This is a genomic window from Paenibacillus sp. RUD330, from assembly GCF_002243345.2.
GTDB lineage: Bacteria > Bacillota > Bacilli > Paenibacillales > Paenibacillaceae > Paenibacillus_O.
Map to the genome: position 1 here is coordinate 2499640 of NZ_CP022655.2, position 23335 is coordinate 2522974.

Here is a 23335-nt window from a genome sequence, read left to right on the forward strand (position 1 = left end):
CCGCGAGCTCAAGCCTGCGCAAGGCAAAATCTAGCAAGCCAGAACCCGGCAAAGTCGGCAGCACGATTTCCTGCAAACCGGCAAGGCCTGCGAGGAGCAAAGCCAGCCTTCAATTGCATAACATGAACGAAGGAAAGGCCAGGCTGAGCAGCCCGGCCTTTCCTTCGTTTCAAGACAGCTTCAGCAGCTTCCATTCCTCGGCCAGCCTCTGCTCGGGCAGATCGGTGCCGATCAGCACCAGGTAAGGCTTGCCGGGGTAATTGGATGGACTCCATTCCACCCTCCCGCTGCTGAATTGCAGCAGCAGCATTCGGCCGCCGGCGACGAGATGTCCTTTGGCGCGGAGCAGACAGGCTTCGTGGCGGGCCAGGAAGGCTTCGACCGCTTGGGCGTCCAGCTGCATCTTGTCGGGCATAGAAAGGGTCAGCGAACGAATCGCTGCGGCTGGATTCCCTTCGGGATGCCCGTGATGGGCAGCGGCGGGGGACGCCATTCGAAAAGGAGCGGGCGTCGCTGCGCGGGAAGGATGCAGCGCGCCCGCCGGCTGCATCGCCGTCCCGGCAGCCGGCTGCCGGGGATCCGGCGCCTTAGGACGGGGATGAACGGAGTGGAGCAGCGAAGCGACGTCCATGGAACAGCGGACGGACGGCAAGAGAGCCGCTTTCCCGTTCAGCTTGCGCAAGGATTTATGGACTTTGTCGAGCTCGCCGGCCGGAGCCAGATCGGATTTGTTCATGAGTACGATATCGGCCTCGCTCACCTGGCTGCGGAGCAGGCGCACCAGCTGCCTCTCCGCGGAGAAGCGGCTGTTGTGCTCCAGGAACCGGGATGCGTCCACGACGGTCAGGACCCGTTCGAGCTGGAGTCCGGGAGGAAGCTCGTCATTCGAGGGGGAGAACATGGCGACAAGCTCGGCAGGGTCCGCCACTCCGGTCAATTCCATGATGATCAGATCCGGTTCTCCGGCCGCCAGCTGTTTCAGGCTTGCCTCCACCTCGCTTCTTTTGGTGCAGCAGATGCAGCCGTCCAGCAGCTTCTGGACCGGCAGGCTGATCTTCTCCTGCACGATCGCGCCGTCCACATCCTCGCGACCGAGCTCGTTCATCAGAATTCCCGGCTTCAAGCCCCGCCGCTCCGTCTCAACGAGCAGGTTCAGCAGCAGGGTCGTCTTGCCGCTGCCCAGAAATCCGGTCAATATATATACGGGAATAGACATATAAGCTCACCTCGCATCGATGGGTATTACAAGAAGTACTCTTGTCCGGCATATCTTAGAACGAGGCGTTTTGATCTTTTTTGGCGATTGAGGTACAATCAAATAAGAATGATTCTAAACAATAGCGCAGGACAAAGGGGGATCAGATTCATGTCCCAGCATGCGATTGCACTCATGGATGCTGTCAACAGCATGGTCGTCGGAAAAGGGTACAGGCTGACCCCGCAAAGGCGGGCGACGCTGGAAGTGCTGATCGGGAACGAGAGCGACCATCTCAGCGCAGAGGACATCTATTTGAAAGTCAAAAAGCTTCATCCGGAAATCGGCCTTGCGACGGTCTACCGGACGCTGGAGCTGCTGAGCGAGCTCGCCGTCGTGGAGAAGATGCATTTCGGCGACGGGGTTGTCCGCTATGATCTGCGGGCGTCGGGCCAGGCACATATGCATCATCATCTCATCTGCAGCCGATGCGGGCTCGTCAAGGAAATCCAAGACGACTGGCTGGCTGAGCTGGAAGCCAGAGTGGCGAGGGAATACGGCTTTGCCGTAACCGACCACAGGCTGGACTTCACCGGCACGTACATGCACTGCGGCCGGAAGAGCTGCCGGCGCAAAGCCGTTTCGTGAGAGGACGATAGGATGGAGAAGGTCCGGTTTAAGGACGGCAGCGCCTTCAGGGAGGCAGGCTCGGAGACCGATTTTTTCTGGAAATTCAGGGAGGTTCTGGCCAGGAACGAGTCTTATCTCCAGGAATATGATTCCTTGAAGCGGAGATATGAGGGCTGCGGCATGGACGGGCATCGGGCGGAGAAGAATGCATTCTTCGAGCGGCTGATGACGACGGAGGCGTTCAAAGAGCTGGAGTAGCGCCGGCTCGGCGGCAATTCCGGCAAGAGCCCGTTGAGCAAGCTGCGGACGGAACGGGAGCCCCTTTCATAGGGGCTTTTTTTGCGTTGCCGGCCTCAGGCTGCGGGATTCGTTCCCGAAAGGATGAAAATAGAAAAATGTAGATTATTGTCGAAATCTATTAAAAGAAATAAGATAGGTCTAATAGTGAACCGGGTAACAATACATAACGTGTTACAGAGAGACGCATTTCGGCAAGTTCTTCATGAATGAAATGGCTCAATGAACAGAACGAGGGTGGGCAGGCAGGCATGAGAAAATTTCCAAAACCGGGAGCCGCAGCGGCCGCGGCCGCTGCGGTCGGGATGCTGCTGATCGTCCTTCTCTTCACCAAGCCTTATGCGGGCATGGCGGACAACGGAGATTTCTTCCGGGAAATCCATAATCCGGGCCTGTATTATTTGACGGACAGCTTCGAGGACCGGCATTTCGGCTATTTCAACCGCGAATTCGGCATTCGGGAGTACCCGTACGACCAGAATTCGCGCTTTGTCTCCTCGCTGTCGCTGATGATCCGGGCCGCGCTCGGAATCGATCTTGCGATTACGGGAGACAACCGGTTCGACCTTCGCTTTCTGGCTGCCATGTATTCCGTCCTGTTCCTGGCCGCCATCTATTTGATCGTAAAGGAAGCGGCAAGCAGGCTGAAGCCGGGCATGGCGGCTTTCGCCGCGGCTGCCGCGGCTTTCATTCTGGCCGATACCGGGTATACGGTCTATTTCAATTCCTTCTACGGCGAACCGGCCTCCTATATTTTTCTCCTTCTGTCGCTGGTGCTGATGATGAGGCTGCCGGAGCGCAAGGCGGGATGGACGGCGTGGTTCATCGCCTGGGCGGCATGCGCGGTTCTGTTCGCCGCGGCGAAGCAGCAGAACGCCCCGGCTGGAATTCTGCTCGCCTTGATGGGGCTCAGGCTCTCCTTTCGGATGGATAAGGGCAAATGGCGGCGTGCCGCGCTCGCCGGAACGGCCGCGATCGCGGCCGCGTCCGTCGGCGTCTATCTGTTCATGACGGATGACATCAAGCATATCAACCAGTATCATGCCGTCACCCGCGGAATACTGGAAGGCTCCCTGAATCCGGAACGGGACCTCAAGGAGCTCGGTCTGGACCCCAAGTTCGCGGTTCTTGCAGGGACGACCTACTATGACAAATATCAGCTCGAGCCGGTCGAGTCTCCGCTGATGGAAAAAGAATTCTACTCGAAGTTCGGATACGGAACGATCATCGGCTATTACCTCCGCCATGCCGACCGGGCTTTCGAGAAGCTGGACATGGCCGCATCCCAGGCCTACTCCATCCGTCCGGATGCGATGGGCAACTACGAGAAGAGCGCCGGCAAGCCTTATGGAGCCAAGACCTCTTTCTTTTCCGGCTGGAGCTCGCTGAAAAAGGCGATCTTCCCGGACGGTTTCCGCTTCATTCTGCTCTATTACGGCGTTTTTTACGGCGGGCTGGCCTTCTATTACGCCCGCGCATGGCGGCGGCGCCTGCATGCGGACATGTTCCGCCTGGAAGTCATGGCTCTCCCCGGCGTCATCGGCTTGTCGCAGCTGGCGATCGCCTTTCTCGGGGCGGGAGACGCGGACCTCGCCAAGCATCTCTTTTTGTTCAATGTCTGTTTCGACCTCATGTTCGGCGTCATGCTCGTGCATGTCGTCCGACACTCGGCCGCTTGGCTGACTATTCGATGGAAGGCAGGAATGCATCGGTGGAAATCAAGAAACTCGATATCTGGATGATGGCTCTCATCATCCTTGCGTACGGAATCGTCAACTGGTTCGCGCTGCTGCCGAAGGAAACCTATCTGGAGAACGCCATTCTGATGAGCGTGCTGTTCGCCATCGTGCTGGTCTCTTATGTGAGCAGCCTGGTCGTCGCTCTATGCGTATCGGCAATCGCCATTTTCTTCTACGGCAGCTATGTCATGTACGGCGCCGTCGTCCTCGGGAGCGGCATCGAATCCCATGTCTACTACTGGCTGGTGCTGCTGCCGGCCGCCGCGATCATGACGGCGTCCGCGGGACAATCGATCCGTTCCATCCAGCAGGAGAACGGACGCCTGCGGGAACGCTATTCGGAATACGTGACGATCGACGAGAAGACGGGATTGGACAACGCCAAAGTGTTCCACGCGGTCCTGCATCAGTATATGGGCTTGTCGAGACGCTACAAGCTTCCCTTGTCGGTCATGCTCGTCCGGCTCGATTATTATGACGATATCCGCAGCATCGTCGGAAACGAAGCGATGGGCGACGTCGTCCGCTGGATCGGCAAGCAGCTGGTCGACAGCACCCGCACGGAGGACTCCGCCTATATGCTGGAAGACGGAAGGACGTTCGCTCTGCTGCTGCTGGGCAACGCCGAGGGCGCCCAGATCGTGAAGCGGAGAATCAAGGAAAGTATCTATGCCTACGAGCTGGAGCGCTCGGCCAAAACCGTCTCTGTCCGGCTTGAGCTGAGAATAGGGGTGGCGGAATACGACTCCGGGCAAAACCAGGATGCCATCATGCTGCGGCGCATGGCGGAAAAGGATATGGAATATGACGTGTAGGACTCGGCTGCTTGCCCTGCTGGCAGCGGGGCTCATTGCCGGCGCGTGGAGCGCCGCTCCTGCCTCCGCGCTGACAATCGCGGGCAATGTCAGCAGCCATGCCGCTCCTCCGGCCTCGGAGCGTTCGGACAAGGTCATGCTGCTCTACGGGAACGATGTTCCCAGAGACAGGCTCATGGCCCAATACCGGATGCTGAGATCGACCCATGGCTCCGTCGCCCTTCAGCTGGCCGGCCAGGAGATGCCGGGTGATCGAGCCGGCTTGGCAAAAGCATACGCGACCGGCGGCCAGGCAGAGGCGGCCGCCTCCGCCTGGCGCAAGCGTTTCGCGGAAGAAGGAATCGGCCTGGAAACGCTGGACGGGCCTGGGGAGCCGAAGCCGGGTGTCATGGGGACGACGGCGGGCCTTTCCTATTTCATGCTGAAGGATGTCAATCCCTTCCTGGATCTCAGTGAGCTGGAGCGCAAGGGCGAATGGCTGCAGGAGAGGAGCATCTCCTTTTTCGTGGAGCTTCGTCCCGTATTCGTGAACGCGGAATCGGAAGGGATACAAGCTTATTTCGCAGAGGTCAGAAGCCTGCTGGAACGAGGCGGCATTCCGCTGCTCGCTCCGCTCAAGGGCTGGTCGCCTCCGGATGAGTGGCAGTCCTATGTGGAAGGCTCCATGCTCGCGGGAGTGACCGATTCATTGGAGCCCGAACGGCTTATGAAGCAGGCATGGGATGCCTATGCGGAGCAAGGAATCTTCATCGCCGGAATGTCCGGGCCGCTCGATCTGCTGTTCGATCCGTCCTGGAAGCCGATACTCGGACGCGCCGGCCTGTTCGTCGAGGACGGAGCATGGCAAGGGTATTCCCGCGATATAGGCGCGGAGGAGGCCTGGAACGGCATCTATCTTCCCTATCGGGAGGGACTGGAGCCGGAGGCTTCCGCGGAGCTCCCCCCGGCGGCTTCTCTCGTCATCGGGCTTGAAGCCGGAGCCGATGCTGCAGCGATGTCGTCGATGCTGGAAGAAGCGGCCAGCGGCGGCACCGTATTCGCCGAGGCTTCCCTTGTAGACGGCCGGATCCAATGGGACCGCGACGTCCGGCGGACCGGAGGGAGGCTGCTCGTCGACGGCAATCCGCCTGCCGAGTACAGTCCCCCCGGCGGCCAGACGGCTGTTCCTGCCCAGCCGGAAGCCGACACCTCGCTCACGCTGGTGAACAAAAGCATCAAATCGGCCATGGTCGTGCTGCTTGTCGTTTCCATCCTCGTCGCCGCGGCGTTCGCCACCTTTTTCGTCGTCGGCAGGCAGATCAACCGCAGAAAGTTTTTGAGGTGAGGCCATGAACGGGCAGCTTGGGGTTGTCGACTATCTTTTCCTATATTGCATGATATGCATCTGGGTCATGCTGCTCATCAATATCGTGCTCACGATCGGCGGCTATATTTATTATCTCAAAACGCTGAGGATGCGGGTGGACGAGCCGCTGCAGAGCTATCCCTCCGTATCCGTGCTGATTCCCGCCCATAACGAAGAGCGGGTGATCGGCCAGACCGTATCGGCCCTCATCCAGCTGGATTATCCCCGGGACAAGCTGGAGATCATCGTTGTGAACGACAATTCCTCGGACCGTACCGGCGACATTCTGGCCCGGATGCAGGCCGACCATCCCGAGGTGAATCTGCGCGTGCTGACGACCGATGCCGTCTCCGGGGGCAAGGGGAAATCGGGAGCGCTCAACAACGGATATCTCGCCAGCACCGGGGAGGTTCTGGCCGTATATGACGCGGACAATACGCCGGAGCGCTCTGCGCTCAAAATCCTGGTCCACGCTCTGGAGCGGGATGAGCGGCTCGGTGCCGTCATCGGCAAATTCCGCACCCGCAACGTGTCCAAAAACTGGCTCACCCGCTTCATCAACATCGAGACGCTCGGATTCCAGTGGATGGTGCAGGCGGGGAGATGGCAGCTGTTCGGACTGAGCACCATTCCGGGAACGAACTTCGTCGTGCGGCGCTCCATCATCGAAGAGATGGGCGGATGGGACACGAGAGCGATCGCCGAGGACACCGAGATCAGCTTCCGGATCTACCGGCTCGGCTACCGGATCCAGTACATGCCGCTGTCGGTCACCTGGGAGCAGGAGCCGGAGACGGTTCCGGTGTGGATCAAGCAGCGCAGCCGGTGGGTGAAGGGCAACATCTACGTGCTGCTCAAAAACCTGGGCCTTCTGTTCTCCCGCGATTCGCGCCGGATCCGGTTCGATCTGCTTTATTTCTGCACGGTCTATTTCCTGTTCCTGAGCTCGGCTCTGCTCTCCGACGTCATATTTGTGCTCGGGATGATGGGGCTGATCGAATACAATGTAGCCGGAAATACAGTGCTTCTCTGGTTCATGGCTTATCTGGTCTTCATCCTGGAGATGGCGATCGCGCTCAGCATGGAGAAGGGACAGAGCCGCCCGCGCAATATCGGACTCATCGCCGTCATGTACTTCACCTACTGCCAGCTGTGGCTCGTCGTGGCGGTGATCGGATTCTGCCAGTATGTCCGCGACGCCGTGCTGCGCAAGGAAGCCAGATGGTACAAAACGGAACGATTCTAGGAGGATAATGAAATGCACATAAAAGCGATCGCCGCCTTGTTGCTGGCGTCCATCCTGCTTGCGCCATTCGCCGGCGAGGGCAGCGCCGGAGCGGAGCCGGCGGCCCATGCGGCGCAAGCGCCTGCTGCCGTCCAGACGCCCGCAGGCGCGGCAGGAACGCCTTCCGCCGCGGAGCCGGCGGCCACTGCAGCGGAAGCGCCGTCCGCCGGCCAGCCGCGCTATTATGCGGACGCGACGCTCGCGGCCAAGCTTCCGTACCCGCAGGAGCTGCGGCTTCAGGGCATCTACGCCTCCCAGGCATCCTATTTCAATCTCGGCACCCGATGGTCGGTGCAGCAGTCCGTGCTGCATCTCGATATCCGGGCAAGCCGCAAAGCCTCGCTCAGCTCCTTGACCGTCGAGATCAACGGCAAGCCGGTGCATTCGGACGCTTTGAGCGGTTACGGCGAGACCGGCAAAAGGCTCGATGTAGCCGTGCCGGCCGATGCCTGGCGTTCAGGCAGCAATGAGATCCGCTTATGGCTCGGCAACAAAGAATTCGGTGAAATCGGATTTTGCGTCGACGAGCGGGACAAGGACAATTGGGTGACCGTCCAGAAGAGCTCCTGGCTGGAGATCGGCTACCGCTCCGAGCTGCCTTCCCTGGAGCTGTCGCAATTCCCTTATCCCTTCCTGAAGGATGCAGGCGATACGTCCGGCATCGGCGCCTCCATCGTCCTTCCCGACCAGCCGGACGACGGGGAGACGGCCGCCGCCCTTCAGGCCGCCGCTTCCTTGGGCTCTTATGCGCCGGACGGCCTGGTCGGACTCCATATGGACAAACATGCGGCAATCGTTGCCGGAGACCATCGGAACGATCATCTCATCTACGTAGGCCGGCTGTCCGGAATGCCCGAGGAAATCCGTTCCGCCGCGCCGCAGGAGGCGGTATCCCGCATCGGGGAAGGTCCGGTGCTGTTCCGCACCGTATCGCCCTACAATCCGAACCGCATCCTGATGGTCATCGCCAGCGGAGACGATTCCTCCGTTCTCGACACGGCGGCCCGGCTGCTGCAGAACAAGGACATGACCTCGCAGCTTAGCGACTCGTCCGCGCTCATTCCGGCCGGCACGGACATCAATCCGGCATCCGGCCGCTTGACCGGCGATACATGGACGCTGGAGCAGCTCGGCTACGACAACGGGCTGGAAGTAAGAGGGCCGCTGCGCCAGCAGACGACGTTCGACATCAAGCTTCCCTCCAACAAGCTCGTCGTTCCGGGAGCCAAAGCGAAGTTCCAGCTCCGGTATGCCCGGAACCTGAATTTCGGCCAGTCCCTCGCGACGCTGTATGTGAACGGAATTCCTGCCGGCAGCAAAAAGCTGGATGCCTCCAAGGCGGACGGCGATTTGTGGGAAGTCAACATTCCGAGCCGCGCGGCCAAGCTGTCGTATCTGGAGTTCTCGGTCGCGTTCGACCTGCAGATGAACGATTTGAGCTGCGCGCCGATGGGAGAGCAGACTCCGTGGGCCTATATCGACCCGTCCTCCTCCGTCAGCCTCCCGGCCAAGGATGAGCGCTCGATGCTTCTGGATTATTATCCTTGGCCCTTCATCAAGAACGGCAAATGGAACGATGCGGCTTTCGCGCTTCCTTCCGATCCGGACGGGGACGACTACTCGCTTCTGGCTGCAGCCGCATCTTATCTGGGCCGTTCCCTGACCGACAACAGCGCTTCCCTGAAGGTGCTGTCCGAAGGAAAGTGGAATCCTTCGCGCGACAAGGGCGTCAATGTCATCGCGGCCGGCACGCCTGCCAGCCTCCCGGCTCTCAAGGCGTTGAACGGCAACTTATGGTTCCGCTACGATTCCTCCTTCAGCTATTTCATGTCCAATGAAAAACGCAGGCTGTTGCCCGATTTCGCGAAGCAGCTCGTTTCCCTGCAGCTTGTGCCTTCTCCGGCAGACCCGGCAACGGCCGTGCTGGCCGTCACGGCGCCGGACGAGCGGAATCTGGCGCTGGCAGGCAAGTTCCTGGCGCAGGATAAAAATGCCTCCGGCCTGATCGGCAACGCCGTCCTGATCGACCGCTGGGGAGAAGCGACCAACCATGTCTTCAGCGGCGACGACAGCTACAGCCTGAGCGAAAAAGTGAACCTGAGCACGGGACAAGCCCGGCTGTTCACGATTCTGTTCGGCACGGTGCTGCTTCTCCTGATCGCGGGAATCGTCTTCTATCTGCGCAAATACCGGAGGAGGTAACGCCTTTGTTCCCGATAGGACGGCTCGTGAAGATGCTGCTCGCAGCGGGTTTGGCTGCAGCGGCTTTTGCCGCCGCGGTATGGATGTGGACGTCATCCCAACCGAAGGAGAAGACGGATTTCCTGAGCTTGAAGGTGAAATCCGCCAACCTGTCGGTCGATTACAATCCGGAACAAGTGCTGGAGGATGTCGGCAGGCTCGGCCTGAACACGGTCAATGTTCCGGTCGCCGTCGAAATAAGCAGCGTGCGCTCGAGCGACATGGCGCTTGACGAAGCCAGCCTGAACAAGGCCGTCGAGCTCATTCCCCGGCTCCAGAGCCGGGGCTTGCGGATCATCGTGGAGCCTTATCCATGGATCGATCGGGGCAGCGAGGCGGAGACCGACTGGAATCCGGACGATGCGGAAGCCTTTTTCGAGCATTGGCGGAGCAGAGTGCTTGTTCCGCTCGCACGCCGGGTTGCCGAGCCTTATCACGCCGATGTCATGATCGCCGGCTCCAATCTCGTGCATCTGGAGAGGTTCAGCGGCGAGTGGAGCTCCATGCTCCAGCAGCTGAGACGCGAGTACAGCGGACTTCTGACGTATAAAACCAATTGGTGGTATACGGCTGAATGGGACGAGGCCGGCACGGCCGCTTACGAAGCCAAGCGCGACAACCCGCTATGGGCGGACACCGACTTCATCACGGTCGCGGCCTATTTCGAGCTGGCGGAGCGGCCGGTCAATACGGCAAGGCAGCTGTTATCGGCCTTGAGCTCAACCGAGGTGAACGGCCGCGGCCAGGATGTCGTGAGCGAAGTGATGGCGTTGTCCGGCAAATGGGGCAAGCCGGTCTACTTCGGCGAGCTCGGGTTTCCGGCCCGCGAGTATGCGGCCAAAGAGCCTTGGAATCCATCGCCTTCGGACGTGAAGGACGGTGCCGAGCAGGCGAGGCTGTTCCAGGCCTACGGGAAAGCTTTCTCCGGCAAGCCGGGGTTCCTGGGCTTCTCGGTATTCGCGGTCGGCGAGAAAAGCGAGGACAAGCACTATTATCCTTCGGACGACAGCGCGGAAGCGATCCGCGCCTGGTAAGGCTCGCCATCGACCGGGCTTGGACGATGCATACATCGGGCTTTTTGACAAGTTATATTTGTTACTGTTTTTGAGGGGAGCGGTTTCGATATAATGGAAGCACCGAAAGGAGCGCTTACACCATGCCTATTCAAATCATCACAGACAGCGGTTCTGATCTCCCGACCGACTTCATTGCAGCCCATTCCATAAAAATCGTTCATCTTCCCGTCTCGTTCCAGGACGAGCTCATGCCGGATGAGACCGACGCCGCAAGCTTTTATGCCCGCATGCGGGCATGCCCGGAGCTTCCGCGGACCGCGAGCCCAAGCCCGAATACGTTTTTGGAAGCTTATAAGGGCGTAGAAGCCGGCCGAGACATTCTCGTCGTCAGCATGTCCTCGAACATCAGCAGCACCTATCAGTCCGCCTTGATCGCCAAGGGGCTGTACGAGGACGAGGGCCTGCCGAACCGGATCGAAATCATCGACTCCAAAACCTTCTCCGGCGGTCTGTCCCTCGTGGTGTCCCAGGCGGCCGAGTGGGCCCTCGCCTGCTCCAGCCTTGACGAGCTCAAGGACAAGGTCGGCGGGCTTGCGCTCGAGACAAGCGCCTTCTTCACGCTCGACAGCCTCGAGAACGTCATCAAGGGCGGAAGGCTGAGCAGGCTTGCCGGCGGCGTGGCATCGGTGCTCAACATCAAGCTGCTGCTCAAAATCAATGAAGAGGGCGTCGTCGAGGTCGAAGAGAAGACGCGCGGCTTCCGCAAAGCGCTGAACTCTCTGCTCGCAAGGCTCGAGGACAAGCAGCATGACTACGAGAACGGTTTTGTCGCGATCGTCCACAGCAACTGCGAAAAGCTCGCTCTCGAGTTCAAGGATCGGGTGCTGGAGAAGCATCCGTTCAAGAAGGTGCTGTTCTCCAGCATGGGACCTGTCATGGGAACTTATGCCGGCGAAGGCGGCATCGGCGTCGCGTTTTGATGCCAAGATATAGAGGGAATTGAAGGGATGCGGCCGCCGCTCCCTTTTTTGGCTTGAAAGGCTTTAATGACGGCTGCAAGGCGGTGCCGCAGCGGCCATGAGAAAGGAGGCCGGGAGGATATGCTGGCCAGACAGCGCTACGTCAGGATGGAGCGGGTGTTGAACGGCTCCGGGATGGACACCGTCGTCCTCGAGCTGGACTTGCTGCTGGACCGGGAAGCGATAACGGCGGAAGGCAGAAGCTTCCTCTTGAAGGACGTCTACGACATTTCATACCGGATCGTCGGCGGACAGCTTGGCATCCTTTACCTGCATACGAGCTCCGGAGTGTACCCGTTCAACGTGGAAGAGGATCCGGCCGCCTTCATCCTCGCTTTTAAACAGACGGCTCCGCGGCGCTAGAGCAGGCCGCCTTCTCGGCTGCGAATCGGCTCCATGACCGATTCCGCCGGCCGCGGCATATCCGCCCGGCCGTCTTCATTTCGCCGGCTGGGCTGCCGATGTTTCTTTCAAAAGGCAATCGGCGGAGCACTCCGGTGCGGCGGCCATGCGACGAACGAGAGGAGACGTAAAATCGTTGATGCGGCATAAACGGCTTAGCCGTAGAATCATGCTCGCCGCCGTACTCTTGGCAGGCTTGGCGGCTCTCGTCCTTTCCGTTACGGGTGGAGCAGCCCGTCATACGGGACCCCGGCCGGACAACGGAGTCCTCGATTTGAGCCGGCTGGACCTCGCGAAGGAGGGAGTCATCCGGCTGAACGGGACGTGGGATTTTCGTTGGGGAACCGATCGGCGACCGGCGCGCAGCTCCATTCCTTCGGCATCGGCTGTCTGGGATACGGCGCAAGTCCCGGGGGAATGGACGACTTCCGGCAAGCCGGGCAAAGGGTATGCCTCCTATCGGCTGAAAGTGGTCACGGACGGCCGGCAAGGCCAGCTCGGAATCCGCATCCCTGCGGTCTCGCCTGCTTATGTGCTCATGGCGGACGGCGAAGTGATCGCCAAGGCGGGAAATGCGGTGCCCGACCTTCAAGACGTCCAATCCGCGTATCGGCCGCAGACGGTTTATTTCACTCCGCGTACCCCGGAGTTCGTGCTTACTCTTCACGCGGCCAACGCCTTGTATCCGCGCGGAGGCATCTGGTACAGCATCACGATGGGGTCGGCGGAGGCGATCGCCGCCGCAGACCGCCAGCGGATGATGGCGGATATGGCCGTGTTCGGCGGCTGCGCCTTGCTCGGAATGTACCAGATATCCCTTTACCTGCTGAGGCGGGTGGAAAAATCAACGCTGTATTTCGGGATCTGCTGCCTGCTCGGAGCGGCGAGGGTATGGGTCGTCGGAGGCATGTACCTCACGGAATGGCTTCCGTCGGTTCCGATCGAAGCCCTTATCCGGACGGAATACATCACCTACTATGGCGGCATTACGTTCGCCGCGCTGTTCGTGCGCGAGCTCTATCCGGCCGAGTTCAGCTCCAGAGCCGTCAAGGCGTTCGCGGCTGCGGGAGGCCTGTACATCGCCAGCGTCGTTGTCCTGCCGCCGGAAGCGTTCACCCGCGGGATGGATTCCTTCAAGCTGCTGTCGCTGGCTGTCCTGGCTTATATTTTATGCGGCTTCTCGCTGGCGGTCTGGAGAGGGAAGAGCGGGGCATGGCTGCAGCTTGCCGGATGGCTGCTGTTCATCGCCGCAGCTGTCCATGACATCCTCTACAGCAGCGGCAAGCTGATCTGGATCGATCTTCAGCTTGTTCCCTACGGATTTTTCCTCCTGGTATTCATCGAAGCGCTGGAGCTGGCAAGAAGGTTCACCCATGCCTACCGGGTCATCGGAAAAATGTCGCAGGAGCTGATGGACGCCGATCGGATGAAGGACGAGTTTCTCGCCAATACGTCCCATGAGCTGAAAACCCCGCTGCATGGCATCATGAACCTGTCCGCTGCGCTGAGCGAAGGCAAGTCCGGACCGCTCAACTCCCGCCAAAGAGAGCAGCTCGACGCCGTAGCGGAGGCGGCTGGGAGGCTGTCGGGCCTCATCAACGACATCCTGGACCTCTCACTCCTCAAAAACAACGGCATCAAGCTCCATATGCAGCCGGTCGATATCCGGGCCGCCCTGTCTTCGCAGAGGGAAATCTATCTCCACTACATCGGCGAGAAGCCGGTCGAGCTGCGGATGGAATGGCCGGAAAGCCTCCCAGCCGCATGGGCCGATGAGGGACGGTTCCACCAGATCATGTACAATCTGATCGGAAACGCCATCAAGTTCACGCCTGCAGGAGAAGTCAGCGTCAAGGCAAGGGCGGCAGGCGGCTTGATCCTGATCGAGGTGTCGGATACCGGAATCGGCATTCCCGCAGACAAGGTCGAGGCGGTATTCCGCTCGTTCGAACAGGTGGGAACATCCGCAGCGGCCGAATACGGCGGCACGGGACTCGGGCTCGGCATTTCCCGGCGTCTCGTGGAGCTGCACGGAGGGACCATGGCCGTCCATTCGGAGATCGGCAAGGGCTCGGTGTTCACGGTCACACTTCCCGTCAGCACGGCAGCCGGACAGTTTTCTCCATCCCCTGCGGCCGCTGCTCCCGCCGGGGAGAGGACGGGAGCCCGCAGCCGGAAAGCCCCGTTCATGAACGTTTCCGACGGCAGCGGAGCAGGCAAGCAGGCCGCCGTCATCCTGGCGGTCGACGACGATCCCGTCAATCTCAACGTGCTCAAGGCTATTTTCGCCGACCAGCCCTACGAGATCGTCACGGCAGCGAGCGGCAGAGAGGCGCTTGAGCTGCTGCGCGCCCGCAGCGGCGACATCGGGCTGGTCCTTCTGGATGTCATGATGCCGGGCATGTCGGGCTACGAGGTCTGCCGGGAAATCCGCAGCAGGCATGACCTTGCCGAAATTCCGATTCTGCTGACGACGGTCAGGAGCGGGCCGGACGACATCATGCTCGGCTTCGAAGCCGGAGCCAACGATTACTTGACGAAGCCTTTCCAGGCGTACGAAATGCGCGCGCGCGCCAAGACGCTGCTGGCGATGAGGCATTCCGCGGAAGCGGCGGTTCGCTCGGAGATGGCCTATCTGCAAGCTCAGATCAAGCCTCATTTTCTTTTCAACGCGCTCAATACGATCGTGGCCCTCTCGCTGGACGAGCCGCAAAAAGCCCATGATCTGCTGCTTCATTTGAGCCGTTATCTTCGCGGCAGCTTCGACTTCAGGAACAAGGACCGGCTTGTGCCGCTGCGCAAGGAAGTCGAGCTCGCGGAAGCCTACCTCCGCATCGAGTCCGCCCGGTTCGGCAGCAGGCTGCGGATCCTTCTCGACATCGGCGAGGATATCGACTGCCTGCTGCCCCCGCTGACGCTGCAGCCTCTTGTGGAGAATGCGGTGAGGCATGGAGCGACCCGCAAGGAGGAAGGCGGCACGGTGACCGTAGCGGCTCATGAGCACAACGGAAGCGTCAGGCTCGTCGTCGAGGATGACGGACCGGGAATGAGCGATGCCGCGCTGCGGAGATTCGCCCAAGCCGAGCAAGAGAATCAGGACGGGCGGGGAATCGGCCTGCGCAACATTCACAAGCGGCTGCTTCGCCAATATGGCAGCGGGCTGGAAATCGAAAGCGAGGCCGGCAGGGGAACCCGCATCGGGATCTCGGTTCCGAAGAAGGCCGCCGCTGCATCCGGAGGGGAGAGATCGGCATGATAGGAGTAATTGCAGCGGATGACGAGCAGCTGGCCCTCAGGCGGACGGGCCAGCTGCTGGAATCGCTGGAGGGAATGGCGGTGCTGGGGCTGTTCGATCGGGCGAACGCGCTGCTGGACTACGCGCTCACGGCGTCCGAGACGATTCACTTGGCCTTGCTCGACATGGAGATGCCGGGCATGCACGGGCTTGAGCTCGCCCGCAGGCTGAAGGACATTTTTCCGGAAATACAGATCGTATTCCTGACCGCCCATGATGAATATGCGCGGGATGCTTTCGAGGTCGAGGCGCTGGACTATCTATTGAAGCCGGCCACGCTTGAGGATATGGAGAAGATGAGGTCCCGCTACGGCAAAAGGACGAGGACGTATGAAGCTCCCGCCATAACCGCGCATGGACAGGTGTCGGTCCGCAGCATGGGGCCGTTCAGCGTTGCCGCCGGCGGCGGAGAGCCGCTGCGCTTCCGCAATTCCAAATCGCGCGAGCTGCTCGCCTACCTCCACGCCCACGAAGGCAAGCCGGTGAGCAAGGCGCAGATCATGGACGCGCTATGGTTCGGACGGGACATCGAGCGGACGCAGGCGAACCTGCATACGACCGTGTACCAGCTCCGCAAGGATATGGAGGCAATCGGCCTGGGGGACGCCATCGAGCATGCCCGAACGGCGGGAGGCAGCTACATGCTCCGCTGGAAAGCCGCCTTCGACGATATCGGCGCTTATGCCGCCGAAAGGCGCCTCTACAAGGAGACCCGCTCCCTCGGCCATCTGATGCGTGCCGTGACGCTGTACGGCAACGGCTATTTGGCGGGCAGCGGTTATGAATGGGCGGCGCCGCGCCAGGCGGAGCTGGAGATCGGCTACATCGATCTGCTGGAGGACATGGTCGGCGTATATGTGCGGCAGCAGCGATACGAAATCGCTCTGAATCCGATGCAGACCTGGGCGCAGCTCATGCCGCTCAGCGGAAGGCTGCATGCCAAGATGATCGCGCTGCTGCTGCTGCTCGGGCGTGAGGAGGATGCGCGGGACTATTGCGGCCTTGCGCAGGAATGGCTGGAGGATTCCGAGGAAGCCGGCTGGCTGGACATCGATTCCATCATTGCTTCCCCTGCCGCCATGTTCGCGGCCGCTCCTCCGCTTCAATCCGGCGCGCCATTCCAAGATTAAGGAAAGCTGCAGCCAGACTTCGCTGGATGTCCTAAGCGGACCCATATCTTCATGGCCGCCAAGACGATGGTCTTCTGGCCCCTTACGTATTTCGTTTAGACGGAAGCTGGAAAGATCCCGCCCAATCCCGGCCAAGGGATGTGGAGCGGGATCTTTTTTCATTTCTCCAGTTCGATGTATTCCCTCGCCAGCTTCCACTGTCCGTCCTCCAGCCTCCATACGAACATGAACCGAGCCGGATGCGGAGTGCCCTCCACCAGATTGATCTCCCTGCCGAGGACGAGAACTTCCCCGCCTTCCCTGCGCTCCTGGATAGCCGAGATCTCATAGCTCTTCGAAGCTTCCCCGTACTGGCTGAGAACGCCTTCGAGATCATAGCCGAACCCGTACTGATCCGGCCGCTCCAGTCCCGAATGCGCCCAATAACCGGCAAAGCCCGGCGACATCATGGCACGGATCGCATCGGCGTTTTTGCTGACGAAGCCGTCGTTCCAGGCCTGGAAATACTTGTCCATCACGGAATAGATCCCATGCAAGCTTATCCCTTCTTTCATTCCATTATATTCCATGAGTATAACATGGATTCTCCGCCGAAGGCCCGGCTGATTGGCATGGAATGTCGGATATTCTGGCATGCCTGCTCCGGCAACTTCATTTCCGCTGCGGATGGATGGTTTTGGAAATAAAGCGCATACTACGCCTGACGACAAAATCAAGGAGGAGCAGACTGTGAAGCGTCAGCTGAGAAAGGAATGGCTGGATGAAGAGGAGGCTCTGTCGCAGGAGGAGCTGGAGGCCAGCTTGCTGGAAGTATGGGCGGTCAATCGCTGGCTCGGGGGCAATCCGCCTCTCTTCCGGCATCTGGGACGGCTGCTGACGGGCTCGAGAGGAAGCTCCGCTCCCGTCCGCGTGCTCGATGTGGCGACCGGCATGGCCGATCAGCCGCTCGCTCTGTGCCGGTGGGCGGAGAAACGGGGCATTCCGCTCGAGGTGACCGGAGTCGAGATCAGTCCGTCCATCGCGAAGCTGGCCCGCAAGCGGATCGGAGCCCACGCCTCCATCATCATCCATGAGGGGGATGGGCGCAAGCTTCCCTATGGCGACGGAGCTTTTGATATTGCGTTCAGCAACCTCGCCCTGCACCATATGACCGACGAGGATGCCGTGTCGATGCTGCGGGAGATGGATCGCGTGGCGAGAAAGGGCTGGATCGTCACGGATCTGGAACGGAGCCGCACGGCATACGGCCTCGCGAGGCTGCTCGCCAAGGTGGTGTGGCGAAGCCCGGTGACGCGGCATGACGGTCCGTTGTCCGTCCAGCGATCGTTCACGGCGGAGGAGGCGCGGCGGCTGCTTGCCGCTGCAGGGCTTGAAGCGACGGTCAAGCGCCACTTTCCTTGCCGGCTGGCGCTGCTCAGCCGTGTATGACGTGCTCGTGGCGGGAGCAGGTCCTGCCGGAAGCGCTCTTGCGTGGACGCTCGCGAGAGCCGGGCTGAAGACGGCTCTGCTGGAGGCGCGGCGGCATCCCAGAGGCAAGCCCTGCGGAGAGTCGCTGAATCCAGGCGCGGCAGCCGCCTTGGAAAGGCTGACCGGGAAACGGCGCGAGGGCGGGGCGGCAGGTCCGGCCGAGACGTTCGGGCATCCGCTTCGCGGCTGGCTGCTGCACTGCGGGACCGCAAGCATGGAAGCGGAGTTCCCTGGCGGCGCGGCCGGGTTTTCCTGCCGCCGCGATCAGCTGGACGGCTGGCTGCTGGAGCAGGCGGAGCTTGCCGGTGCCGAAGTGCTGCAGGAGCATCGCGTACGAAGGGCGATGCGCGACGATGAAGGCGGCTGCCTCGTGGAGGGGGAGGCGGGCAGCGGCAGCTTCCAAATTCGAGCCCGTTATGTGGCCGGCGCGGACGGCATCCGCTCCGCCGTCGCCCGTTCATCCGGACTTGGAGCTCCATGGGGAGCGCTGCGCAAAATCGCCATTACGGCGCGGATGAGCGGCATCGAGCAGCTTCGCGACAGGGTGGAGCTGCATCTGAAGGAAGGCTCGACGCTTGGAATCGCCCCGCTCAAAGGAGATGCCGCCAATGTGACGCTTGTTCTGCCGGCAGGCTCGGCATGGGCGGAGGAAGGCAGGAACAAGAGCGCCGCCATGCTGCGGGAGTTGTCGAGGCGCCCCCAGCTGGAGGAGCGCTGCCGTCAAGCCGTCCTAGAGGACGAGCCTCTCGCATGCGGTCCGTTCCATCAGCCGATTCCGCAGCCGGCCTCCGGACGCATCGTGCTTGTCGGAGATGCGGCCGGATATTACGATCCGCTCACCGGCCAGGGCATCTATCGGGCGCTCAGGAGCGCCGAGCTGGCCGCGCCGCTGCTGCTGCGGGCGGTCGAAACCGGAGACGAGCGTCAGCTCGGCGTGTACGGCCGGCTCTATCGGAAGGAATTCGCGGCTGCCGCGGCCCTGCAGCGGGTGATCGAATTCGGGTCGGCGCGGCCCCGACTGTTCGAAGCTTCCATCCGCGTATTGGGCCGGACGCCCGGAGCCGGGAGCCGGCTCGCTGCATGGATCGGCGATTGCGGCGGCGTTACTTGACCCGATCAGACAGCCCATCCCGAAGGAGGAGTGCAGCTATGCATACGTATAATGAAATTTACATCGACAGAGCGCCCGACGAGGTGTTTCCTTTCGCTAGGGACGTCGATCAGTGGCCGGTTCATTTGCATCACTACCGCTCCGTGTCGTTTCGAACCGGAGCTCCTGAGTACGGCATCGTGAAAATGGCCGCATGGAGGCATTTCGGCAGGCTGCGATGGCCGGTGTGGTGGGTGAGCAGGATGGAGTCGAGAGAAGACGAGCGCCGGGTATTGTACCGGCATATCGAAGGGGTGACGAAGGGGATGGACGTGGAGTGGAAGCTGGAGCCGAGCGGCGCGGGCACGAGGGCGTCGATCGTGCATGAATGGGATCGTCCGCCGGTAGGCGGCCTGGCTGCGAGAGGCATCATAGGACCGGCCTTCGTGCAAGTCATCGCGGACCGGACCTTGGCAGGAATCAAATTCGCGGCGGAAGCCGCCGGAATGGGGCATCGTTCATGAGCGACCGCAGGGCAGTCATTACGGGGATCGGATGCGTGACGCCGATCGGCACTGGAGCCGAAGCTCTTTGGGAAGGGGTGCGCCGGGGAGAAAGCGCCGTCGGGCCGATCGACCGCTTCGTTCCGGAAGGCTTGAAAAGCCGGATCGCAGCCCAGATCAAGGACTTTCGGGCCGAAGACTATATGGACCGCAAACGGGCGCATCGCACGGACCGGTACTCGCAGCTGTCGATCGCATCCGGCCGGATGGCGCTGCGGCATGCGGGCATCGAGGCCGGAGCGCTGGATCCGGAGCGGACGGGCATCTTCATGGGAAGCGCGCTGGGAGGCATCTCCTACGCCGAGGAGCAGTGCAGCCAGTACATGGCCGGCGGTTACCGGAGCGTATCGCCGACGCTCGGCTTCTCCGTCTTCGGAGGAGCTTCCTCCTGCAACATGGCGATGGAATTCGGCTTCAACGGACCGAACGAGACCAACGCGATGAGCTGCGCCTCGGGCGCTGTGGCCATAGGCAGGGCGCTCCAGGCGATCCGCCGCGGCGAAGCCGACGTCATGCTCGCGGGAGGCGCGGAGTCTCCGCTCTCTCCGCTGTCGTTCGGAGCCTTCGACCTGCTGCGCGCGATGTCTACGCGCAACGACGAGCCGGGAAGGGCCAGCCGCCCGTTCGACCGCACGCGGGACGGCTTCGTCATGGGGGAAGGGGCCGCCGTGCTCGTCATCGAGGAGGAAGGCCATGCCCGAGCGCGGGGAGCCCGCGTCCTGGCGGAGATCAGCGGCTTCGGCGTGACGAACGACGCCCATCACATGAGCGCTCCGCTCCCTTGCGGCACGCAGGCCCAGCGGGCGATGAGGCTTGCGCTGAGCGACGCCGACATGCTGCAGGAGGAGGTGGGCTACATCAACGCCCACGGCTCTTCGACGCTGCTCAACGACGTGACCGAATCGAAGGTCATCCGCAGCGTATTCGGCAGCCGTCCGGTGGCGGTCAGCGGCACGAAAGGGCTGTACGGCCATCCGCTCGGAGCGTCGGGAGCGATCGAGGCGGCCATTACATGCATGTCCCTGCATCATGGATGGCTGCCGCCGACGGCCAACCTGACGGAACCCGACGAGGCGGCCGATCTCGATCTCGTCTACCGGCATGGACGGGACAAGAGACTCGATGCGGCGCTGTCCAATTCCTACGGCTTCGGCGGCATCAATGCGACGCTCGCTTTCCGCAGCAGATAGTTCCATCGGAACACGAAAAAAAGCTTCCCCTGACCATCTCATCCGAGATGAAGGGGAAGCTTTTTCGGCTTGGAGCTCTATTCGGCGATATCCGCCCAGAACTCTTCGTCGGCGTCCAGCGTAATCTGGGAACGATAGACGCGCATGCCGTACTCCTTGAACATGTACTGCTCGATCGCTTCCTTGAGGTTGGCCTCGACGAGGTAATGCGATCGGTCGCCGATAAATACTTCGGCGGAGAAGCCGTATTCCTCGTCCCAGCCGAGCTGCACCTCGACCTGCGAGGGCTGGAGCCCGCGCCGGCTGGATTCGCTGAGGCATACGGCGTTGATGATTTCGTCCGTCAGAATCCGCATCGGCGATCAGTAAGGCCCGCGGCGGTCGTCGGTCGCGGCCTTGCGCTTGTTGCGGAAGTGGACGACGATGGACCGGATGACCATGAACAGGATGTAGATCGCGAGCAGGTTGATGATCAGGCCGAGGAAGTCGCCCATGAAGCCCATGCCGGAGAACATGCTGCCGAACATCAGTCCTGCCAGGCCGCCGATCATGAGGCCTTTCATCATGCCGCCGCCGCTGAAGAAGCCGCGGTTCGCCGTCGTGCCGGCTGCCGCGCCTGCGGCCGGGGTTTTATTGGTGTCCGCCCGCTGTACGTTCTCGGTCGATTTTTTTGGAGTCTGCGTAAAGCTCTGGCGCGGAGATTTCATGCCGCCGCGCTTGGCGTCAACCGTTCCCGCCGCCGTGAAGGCGAACAGAACCGTAAAGGCCAGCATCAGAATAAATCCTTTTTTCATGTCGTGAAGAGTCCCCCTCCGAGTGGTAAGTGATGGTATGAACGCCGGGTTCTCGGCATGAACCTCCATTGCGTTTGGGTGTGTATACGTCTATGATGATAGTCAGGTTTCATTTTTATGTAGATGTGCTTGAGATTTATTTCACAATCTGCCGTCGGCAGGTTGGACCATAATAGATAGGAAGGCTGGCGAGCATGATGCTGATCTCCCACAAATACCCCGATGCCTATATCCGATATCTCGCCGAGTTCCACGGGACGAGAGATTACTTCGAATGCCACGAGATTCTGGAGGAATACTGGAAGGAGCATCCCGGTGACGAGCAGGCCCAGCTCTGGCACGGACTGATTCAGATTGCCGTCGGCCAATACCATCTGCGGCGAGGCAACCGGGAGGGAGCCCGCAAAATGCTGCGCTCCGCCTGGCAAAGGCTGTCGCCGCCGCTGCTGGAGCAGGCGGGCCTTGACGGCGGCTTGCTCCGCAGGCAGCTGGACGAAGCCGCCTCGCTGCTGGAGCGGGGCGAGGGAATTCCTTACTCCTGCTGGACGCTGCCGATCCGGGACCGCGAGCTGGCGGCTGCCTGCAGGGAGCGCTGCGCCGCGGAAGGGCTGGATTGGTGCGGCGATATCGTGGCGGGCGACGAGCTGGTTCACCGCCATCTGACGCGCGACCGCAGCGAGGTCGTACAAGCGCGGGAGCAGTCGCTCCGACTCAAGAGAGAAGCGGCGCGAGGCGGAGGCTGACCGCTTCGATGCGGAACCAAAAGGCTTATCCGAATCGGGCAGCGGCCCGATATCGGATAAGCCTTTGTTGGTTTGAGGGTTATTCCGCGGCAGGCTCCGCGTTTCTCAAAAATTCGTACCCTTCCGTCACGAGATCAAGCTTGCCTGTCTGAGGATGGATGATCATGCCGTGCACGGGCGTGCCAGGGGGGAGCAGCGGGTGGTTGCGGACGATGCTCACGCTCTTCTCGACGCTCGACCGCACATTGTCGAAGCCGGTCAGCCAGCGGGTGAAATCGACGCCGGAATGCTTCAGCGTGCGGATCGTCTGGGATGGCACTCCCCGATCCACCATCTTGCCGATCATGCTGTCCGGGTTGATGCCCGTCATGCCGCAGTTGTAATGGCCGATGATGAACACTTCATCCGCGTTCAGCTCATAGAGCGCGACCAGGATACTGCGCATGATGTTGCCGAATGGCTGCGTGATGATGGCGCCGGCGTTCTTGAGGATCTTGGCGTCGCCGTTGCGGAGATTGAGCGCCCTTGGCAGCAACTCCGACAGCCGCGCATCCATGCATGTCAGGATGACCATGCGCTTGTCGGGGAATTTGTCGGTCAAATATTCCTCGTACTTCTTGTCCTCGACAAATTTTTCGTTATAGGCAAGCATTTCCTGGAGATTGTTCATGATGCTCCCGACCTCTCTTTCGCGCAGTGGTTTTAGAAGGTGGCAATTCCTTGCGGGAAGAACCGCAGGTCATGGCTGTAGATCTGGCTGTCGCTGGCAAGGATGAAGGCTTGTCGAGCCGGGTTGTAGTCCAGCTTCAGCTCGGGCTCGAAAAACACCTCGTATCTTTCCTCGTAGAGGAAAGGAAACGGATCGCCTTCGCCGATGACATCGCCGGGACTCGCTTGGGCGACGATATGAAGGGCGGACACACCGCTGACGACGCAGCCGCAGCCCTCCGTATCGTAGACAAGCTTAAGGATGCCCTTCCCGTCCTCGAGATAAGGCTTCAGCGCCTCGACGGCGGCTGTCTTGAATGTGATGCGCATCTTCCGTCACTCCTTTGTCCGCGGCATCCGTGCAGCCGGCG

At 61.0% G+C, this 23335-nt stretch carries 23 protein-coding genes; 17 read left to right on the forward strand and 6 right to left on the reverse strand.

Features of this window, described 5'->3' with window-relative positions:
* Positions 1 to 169: 169 nt before the first annotated feature.
* Positions 170 to 1216: a CobW family GTP-binding protein gene (locus tag CIC07_RS11370; protein WP_076356220.1), complete on the reverse strand. Its 1047-nt coding sequence runs from the start codon at positions 1214 to 1216 to the stop codon at positions 170 to 172.
* 150 nt (positions 1217 to 1366) lie between these two features.
* Here CIC07_RS11370 and CIC07_RS11375 point away from each other — a divergent pair, with 150 nt between their 5' ends.
* From CIC07_RS11375 to CIC07_RS11430, 12 genes are all read left to right on the forward strand, one after another.
* Positions 1367 to 1843: a Fur family transcriptional regulator gene (locus CIC07_RS11375; protein WP_076356218.1), complete on the forward strand. Its 477-nt coding sequence runs from the start codon at positions 1367 to 1369 to the stop codon at positions 1841 to 1843.
* Between the two features lie 12 nt (positions 1844 to 1855).
* Positions 1856 to 2083, forward strand: coding sequence for a GrpB family protein (locus tag CIC07_RS11380; protein ID WP_076356216.1), 228 nt, complete (start codon positions 1856 to 1858; stop codon positions 2081 to 2083).
* A gap of 290 nt (positions 2084 to 2373) precedes the next feature.
* Entirely contained in the window at positions 2374 to 3864 is a 1491-nt protein-coding gene (wsfD, locus tag CIC07_RS11385) for a glycan biosynthesis hexose transferase WsfD (protein WP_076356214.1), read from the forward strand.
* Entirely contained in the window at positions 3834 to 4676 is an 843-nt protein-coding gene (locus CIC07_RS11390) for a GGDEF domain-containing protein (protein ID WP_076552905.1), read from the forward strand. Before wsfD ends, CIC07_RS11390 begins: the two co-directional genes overlap by 31 nt.
* The gene (locus tag CIC07_RS11395; protein ID WP_076356210.1) at positions 4666 to 6000 is read left to right on the forward strand and encodes a hypothetical protein; all 1335 of its coding nucleotides are present in this window, start codon (positions 4666 to 4668) and stop codon (positions 5998 to 6000) included. Before CIC07_RS11390 ends, CIC07_RS11395 begins: the two co-directional genes overlap by 11 nt.
* 4 nt (positions 6001 to 6004) lie before the next feature.
* A complete protein-coding gene (locus CIC07_RS11400) occupies positions 6005 to 7267 on the forward strand; it encodes a glycosyltransferase family 2 protein (protein ID WP_076356208.1) in 1263 nt (420 codons plus the stop codon).
* 12 nt (positions 7268 to 7279) lie between these two features.
* Positions 7280 to 9508: a cellulose biosynthesis cyclic di-GMP-binding regulatory protein BcsB gene (locus CIC07_RS11405; RefSeq protein WP_076356206.1), complete on the forward strand. Its 2229-nt coding sequence runs from the start codon at positions 7280 to 7282 to the stop codon at positions 9506 to 9508.
* A gap of 5 nt (positions 9509 to 9513) precedes the next feature.
* Positions 9514 to 10581, forward strand: a complete 1068-nt coding sequence (locus tag CIC07_RS11410; RefSeq protein ID WP_083688007.1) for a glycoside hydrolase family 113 — start codon at positions 9514 to 9516, stop codon at positions 10579 to 10581.
* A gap of 122 nt (positions 10582 to 10703) precedes the next feature.
* Positions 10704 to 11543 carry a DegV family protein gene (locus CIC07_RS11415; RefSeq protein WP_076356202.1) on the forward strand — a complete coding sequence of 280 codons (840 nt, stop codon included), beginning with the start codon at positions 10704 to 10706 and terminating at the stop codon, positions 11541 to 11543.
* A 120-nt stretch (positions 11544 to 11663) separates the two neighbouring features.
* On the forward strand, positions 11664 to 11945 hold the full coding sequence (locus CIC07_RS11420) for a hypothetical protein (protein WP_076356200.1): 282 nt from the start codon (positions 11664 to 11666) through the stop codon (positions 11943 to 11945).
* 178 nt (positions 11946 to 12123) lie between these two features.
* Entirely contained in the window at positions 12124 to 15240 is a 3117-nt protein-coding gene (locus tag CIC07_RS11425; RefSeq protein ID WP_234992941.1) for an ATP-binding protein, read from the forward strand.
* Entirely contained in the window at positions 15237 to 16409 is a 1173-nt protein-coding gene (locus CIC07_RS11430; protein ID WP_076356196.1) for a response regulator, read from the forward strand. The genes CIC07_RS11425 and CIC07_RS11430 overlap by 4 nt, the downstream gene beginning before the upstream one ends.
* Before the next feature lie 158 nt (positions 16410 to 16567).
* On the opposite strand, the gene CIC07_RS11435 is transcribed toward CIC07_RS11430, so the two are convergent.
* Positions 16568 to 16945 carry a nuclear transport factor 2 family protein gene (locus CIC07_RS11435; RefSeq protein ID WP_234992920.1) on the reverse strand — a complete coding sequence of 126 codons (378 nt, stop codon included), beginning with the start codon at positions 16943 to 16945 and terminating at the stop codon, positions 16568 to 16570.
* A gap of 193 nt (positions 16946 to 17138) precedes the next feature.
* On the opposite strand from CIC07_RS11435, the gene CIC07_RS11440 reads away from it, so the two are divergent.
* Genes CIC07_RS11440 through CIC07_RS11455 form a run of 4 tightly spaced genes read left to right on the forward strand, consistent with a single transcriptional unit; the run spans position 17139 to position 20719 of the window.
* On the forward strand, positions 17139 to 17837 hold the full coding sequence (locus tag CIC07_RS11440) for a methyltransferase domain-containing protein (protein ID WP_157741897.1): 699 nt from the start codon (positions 17139 to 17141) through the stop codon (positions 17835 to 17837).
* Positions 17764 to 18987, forward strand: coding sequence for an NAD(P)/FAD-dependent oxidoreductase (locus CIC07_RS11445; RefSeq protein ID WP_157741898.1), 1224 nt, complete (start codon positions 17764 to 17766; stop codon positions 18985 to 18987). Before CIC07_RS11440 ends, CIC07_RS11445 begins: the two co-directional genes overlap by 74 nt.
* A gap of 38 nt (positions 18988 to 19025) precedes the next feature.
* The gene (locus CIC07_RS11450) at positions 19026 to 19490 is read left to right on the forward strand and encodes an SRPBCC family protein (RefSeq protein ID WP_076356192.1); all 465 of its coding nucleotides are present in this window, start codon (positions 19026 to 19028) and stop codon (positions 19488 to 19490) included.
* Positions 19487 to 20719 (forward strand): beta-ketoacyl-[acyl-carrier-protein] synthase family protein, encoded by a 1233-nt coding sequence (locus CIC07_RS11455; RefSeq protein ID WP_076356190.1) that lies wholly within the window; start codon positions 19487 to 19489, stop codon positions 20717 to 20719. Before CIC07_RS11450 ends, CIC07_RS11455 begins: the two co-directional genes overlap by 4 nt.
* A gap of 77 nt (positions 20720 to 20796) precedes the next feature.
* Here the strand turns inward: CIC07_RS11455 and CIC07_RS11460 are convergent, their stop codons facing one another.
* Together CIC07_RS11460 and CIC07_RS11465 are read right to left on the reverse strand one after the other, a co-directional pair.
* Positions 20797 to 21075, reverse strand: coding sequence for a DUF2653 family protein (locus CIC07_RS11460; RefSeq protein ID WP_048749306.1), 279 nt, complete (start codon positions 21073 to 21075; stop codon positions 20797 to 20799).
* Positions 21076 to 21081: 6 nt separating this feature from the next.
* The gene (locus CIC07_RS11465; protein ID WP_076356188.1) at positions 21082 to 21513 is read right to left on the reverse strand and encodes a hypothetical protein; all 432 of its coding nucleotides are present in this window, start codon (positions 21511 to 21513) and stop codon (positions 21082 to 21084) included.
* A 194-nt stretch (positions 21514 to 21707) separates the two neighbouring features.
* On the opposite strand from CIC07_RS11465, the gene CIC07_RS11470 reads away from it, so the two are divergent.
* On the forward strand, positions 21708 to 22256 hold the full coding sequence (locus CIC07_RS11470) for a DUF309 domain-containing protein (RefSeq protein ID WP_234992919.1): 549 nt from the start codon (positions 21708 to 21710) through the stop codon (positions 22254 to 22256).
* A gap of 79 nt (positions 22257 to 22335) precedes the next feature.
* Here CIC07_RS11470 and CIC07_RS11475 read toward each other — a convergent pair whose 3' ends face one another.
* On the reverse strand, positions 22336 to 22926 hold the full coding sequence (locus CIC07_RS11475; RefSeq protein ID WP_076356186.1) for a beta-class carbonic anhydrase: 591 nt from the start codon (positions 22924 to 22926) through the stop codon (positions 22336 to 22338).
* Positions 22927 to 22958: 32 nt separating this feature from the next.
* Positions 22959 to 23294: an iron-sulfur cluster biosynthesis family protein gene (locus tag CIC07_RS11480; protein WP_076356184.1), complete on the reverse strand. Its 336-nt coding sequence runs from the start codon at positions 23292 to 23294 to the stop codon at positions 22959 to 22961.
* Positions 23295 to 23335 lie beyond the last annotated feature (41 nt).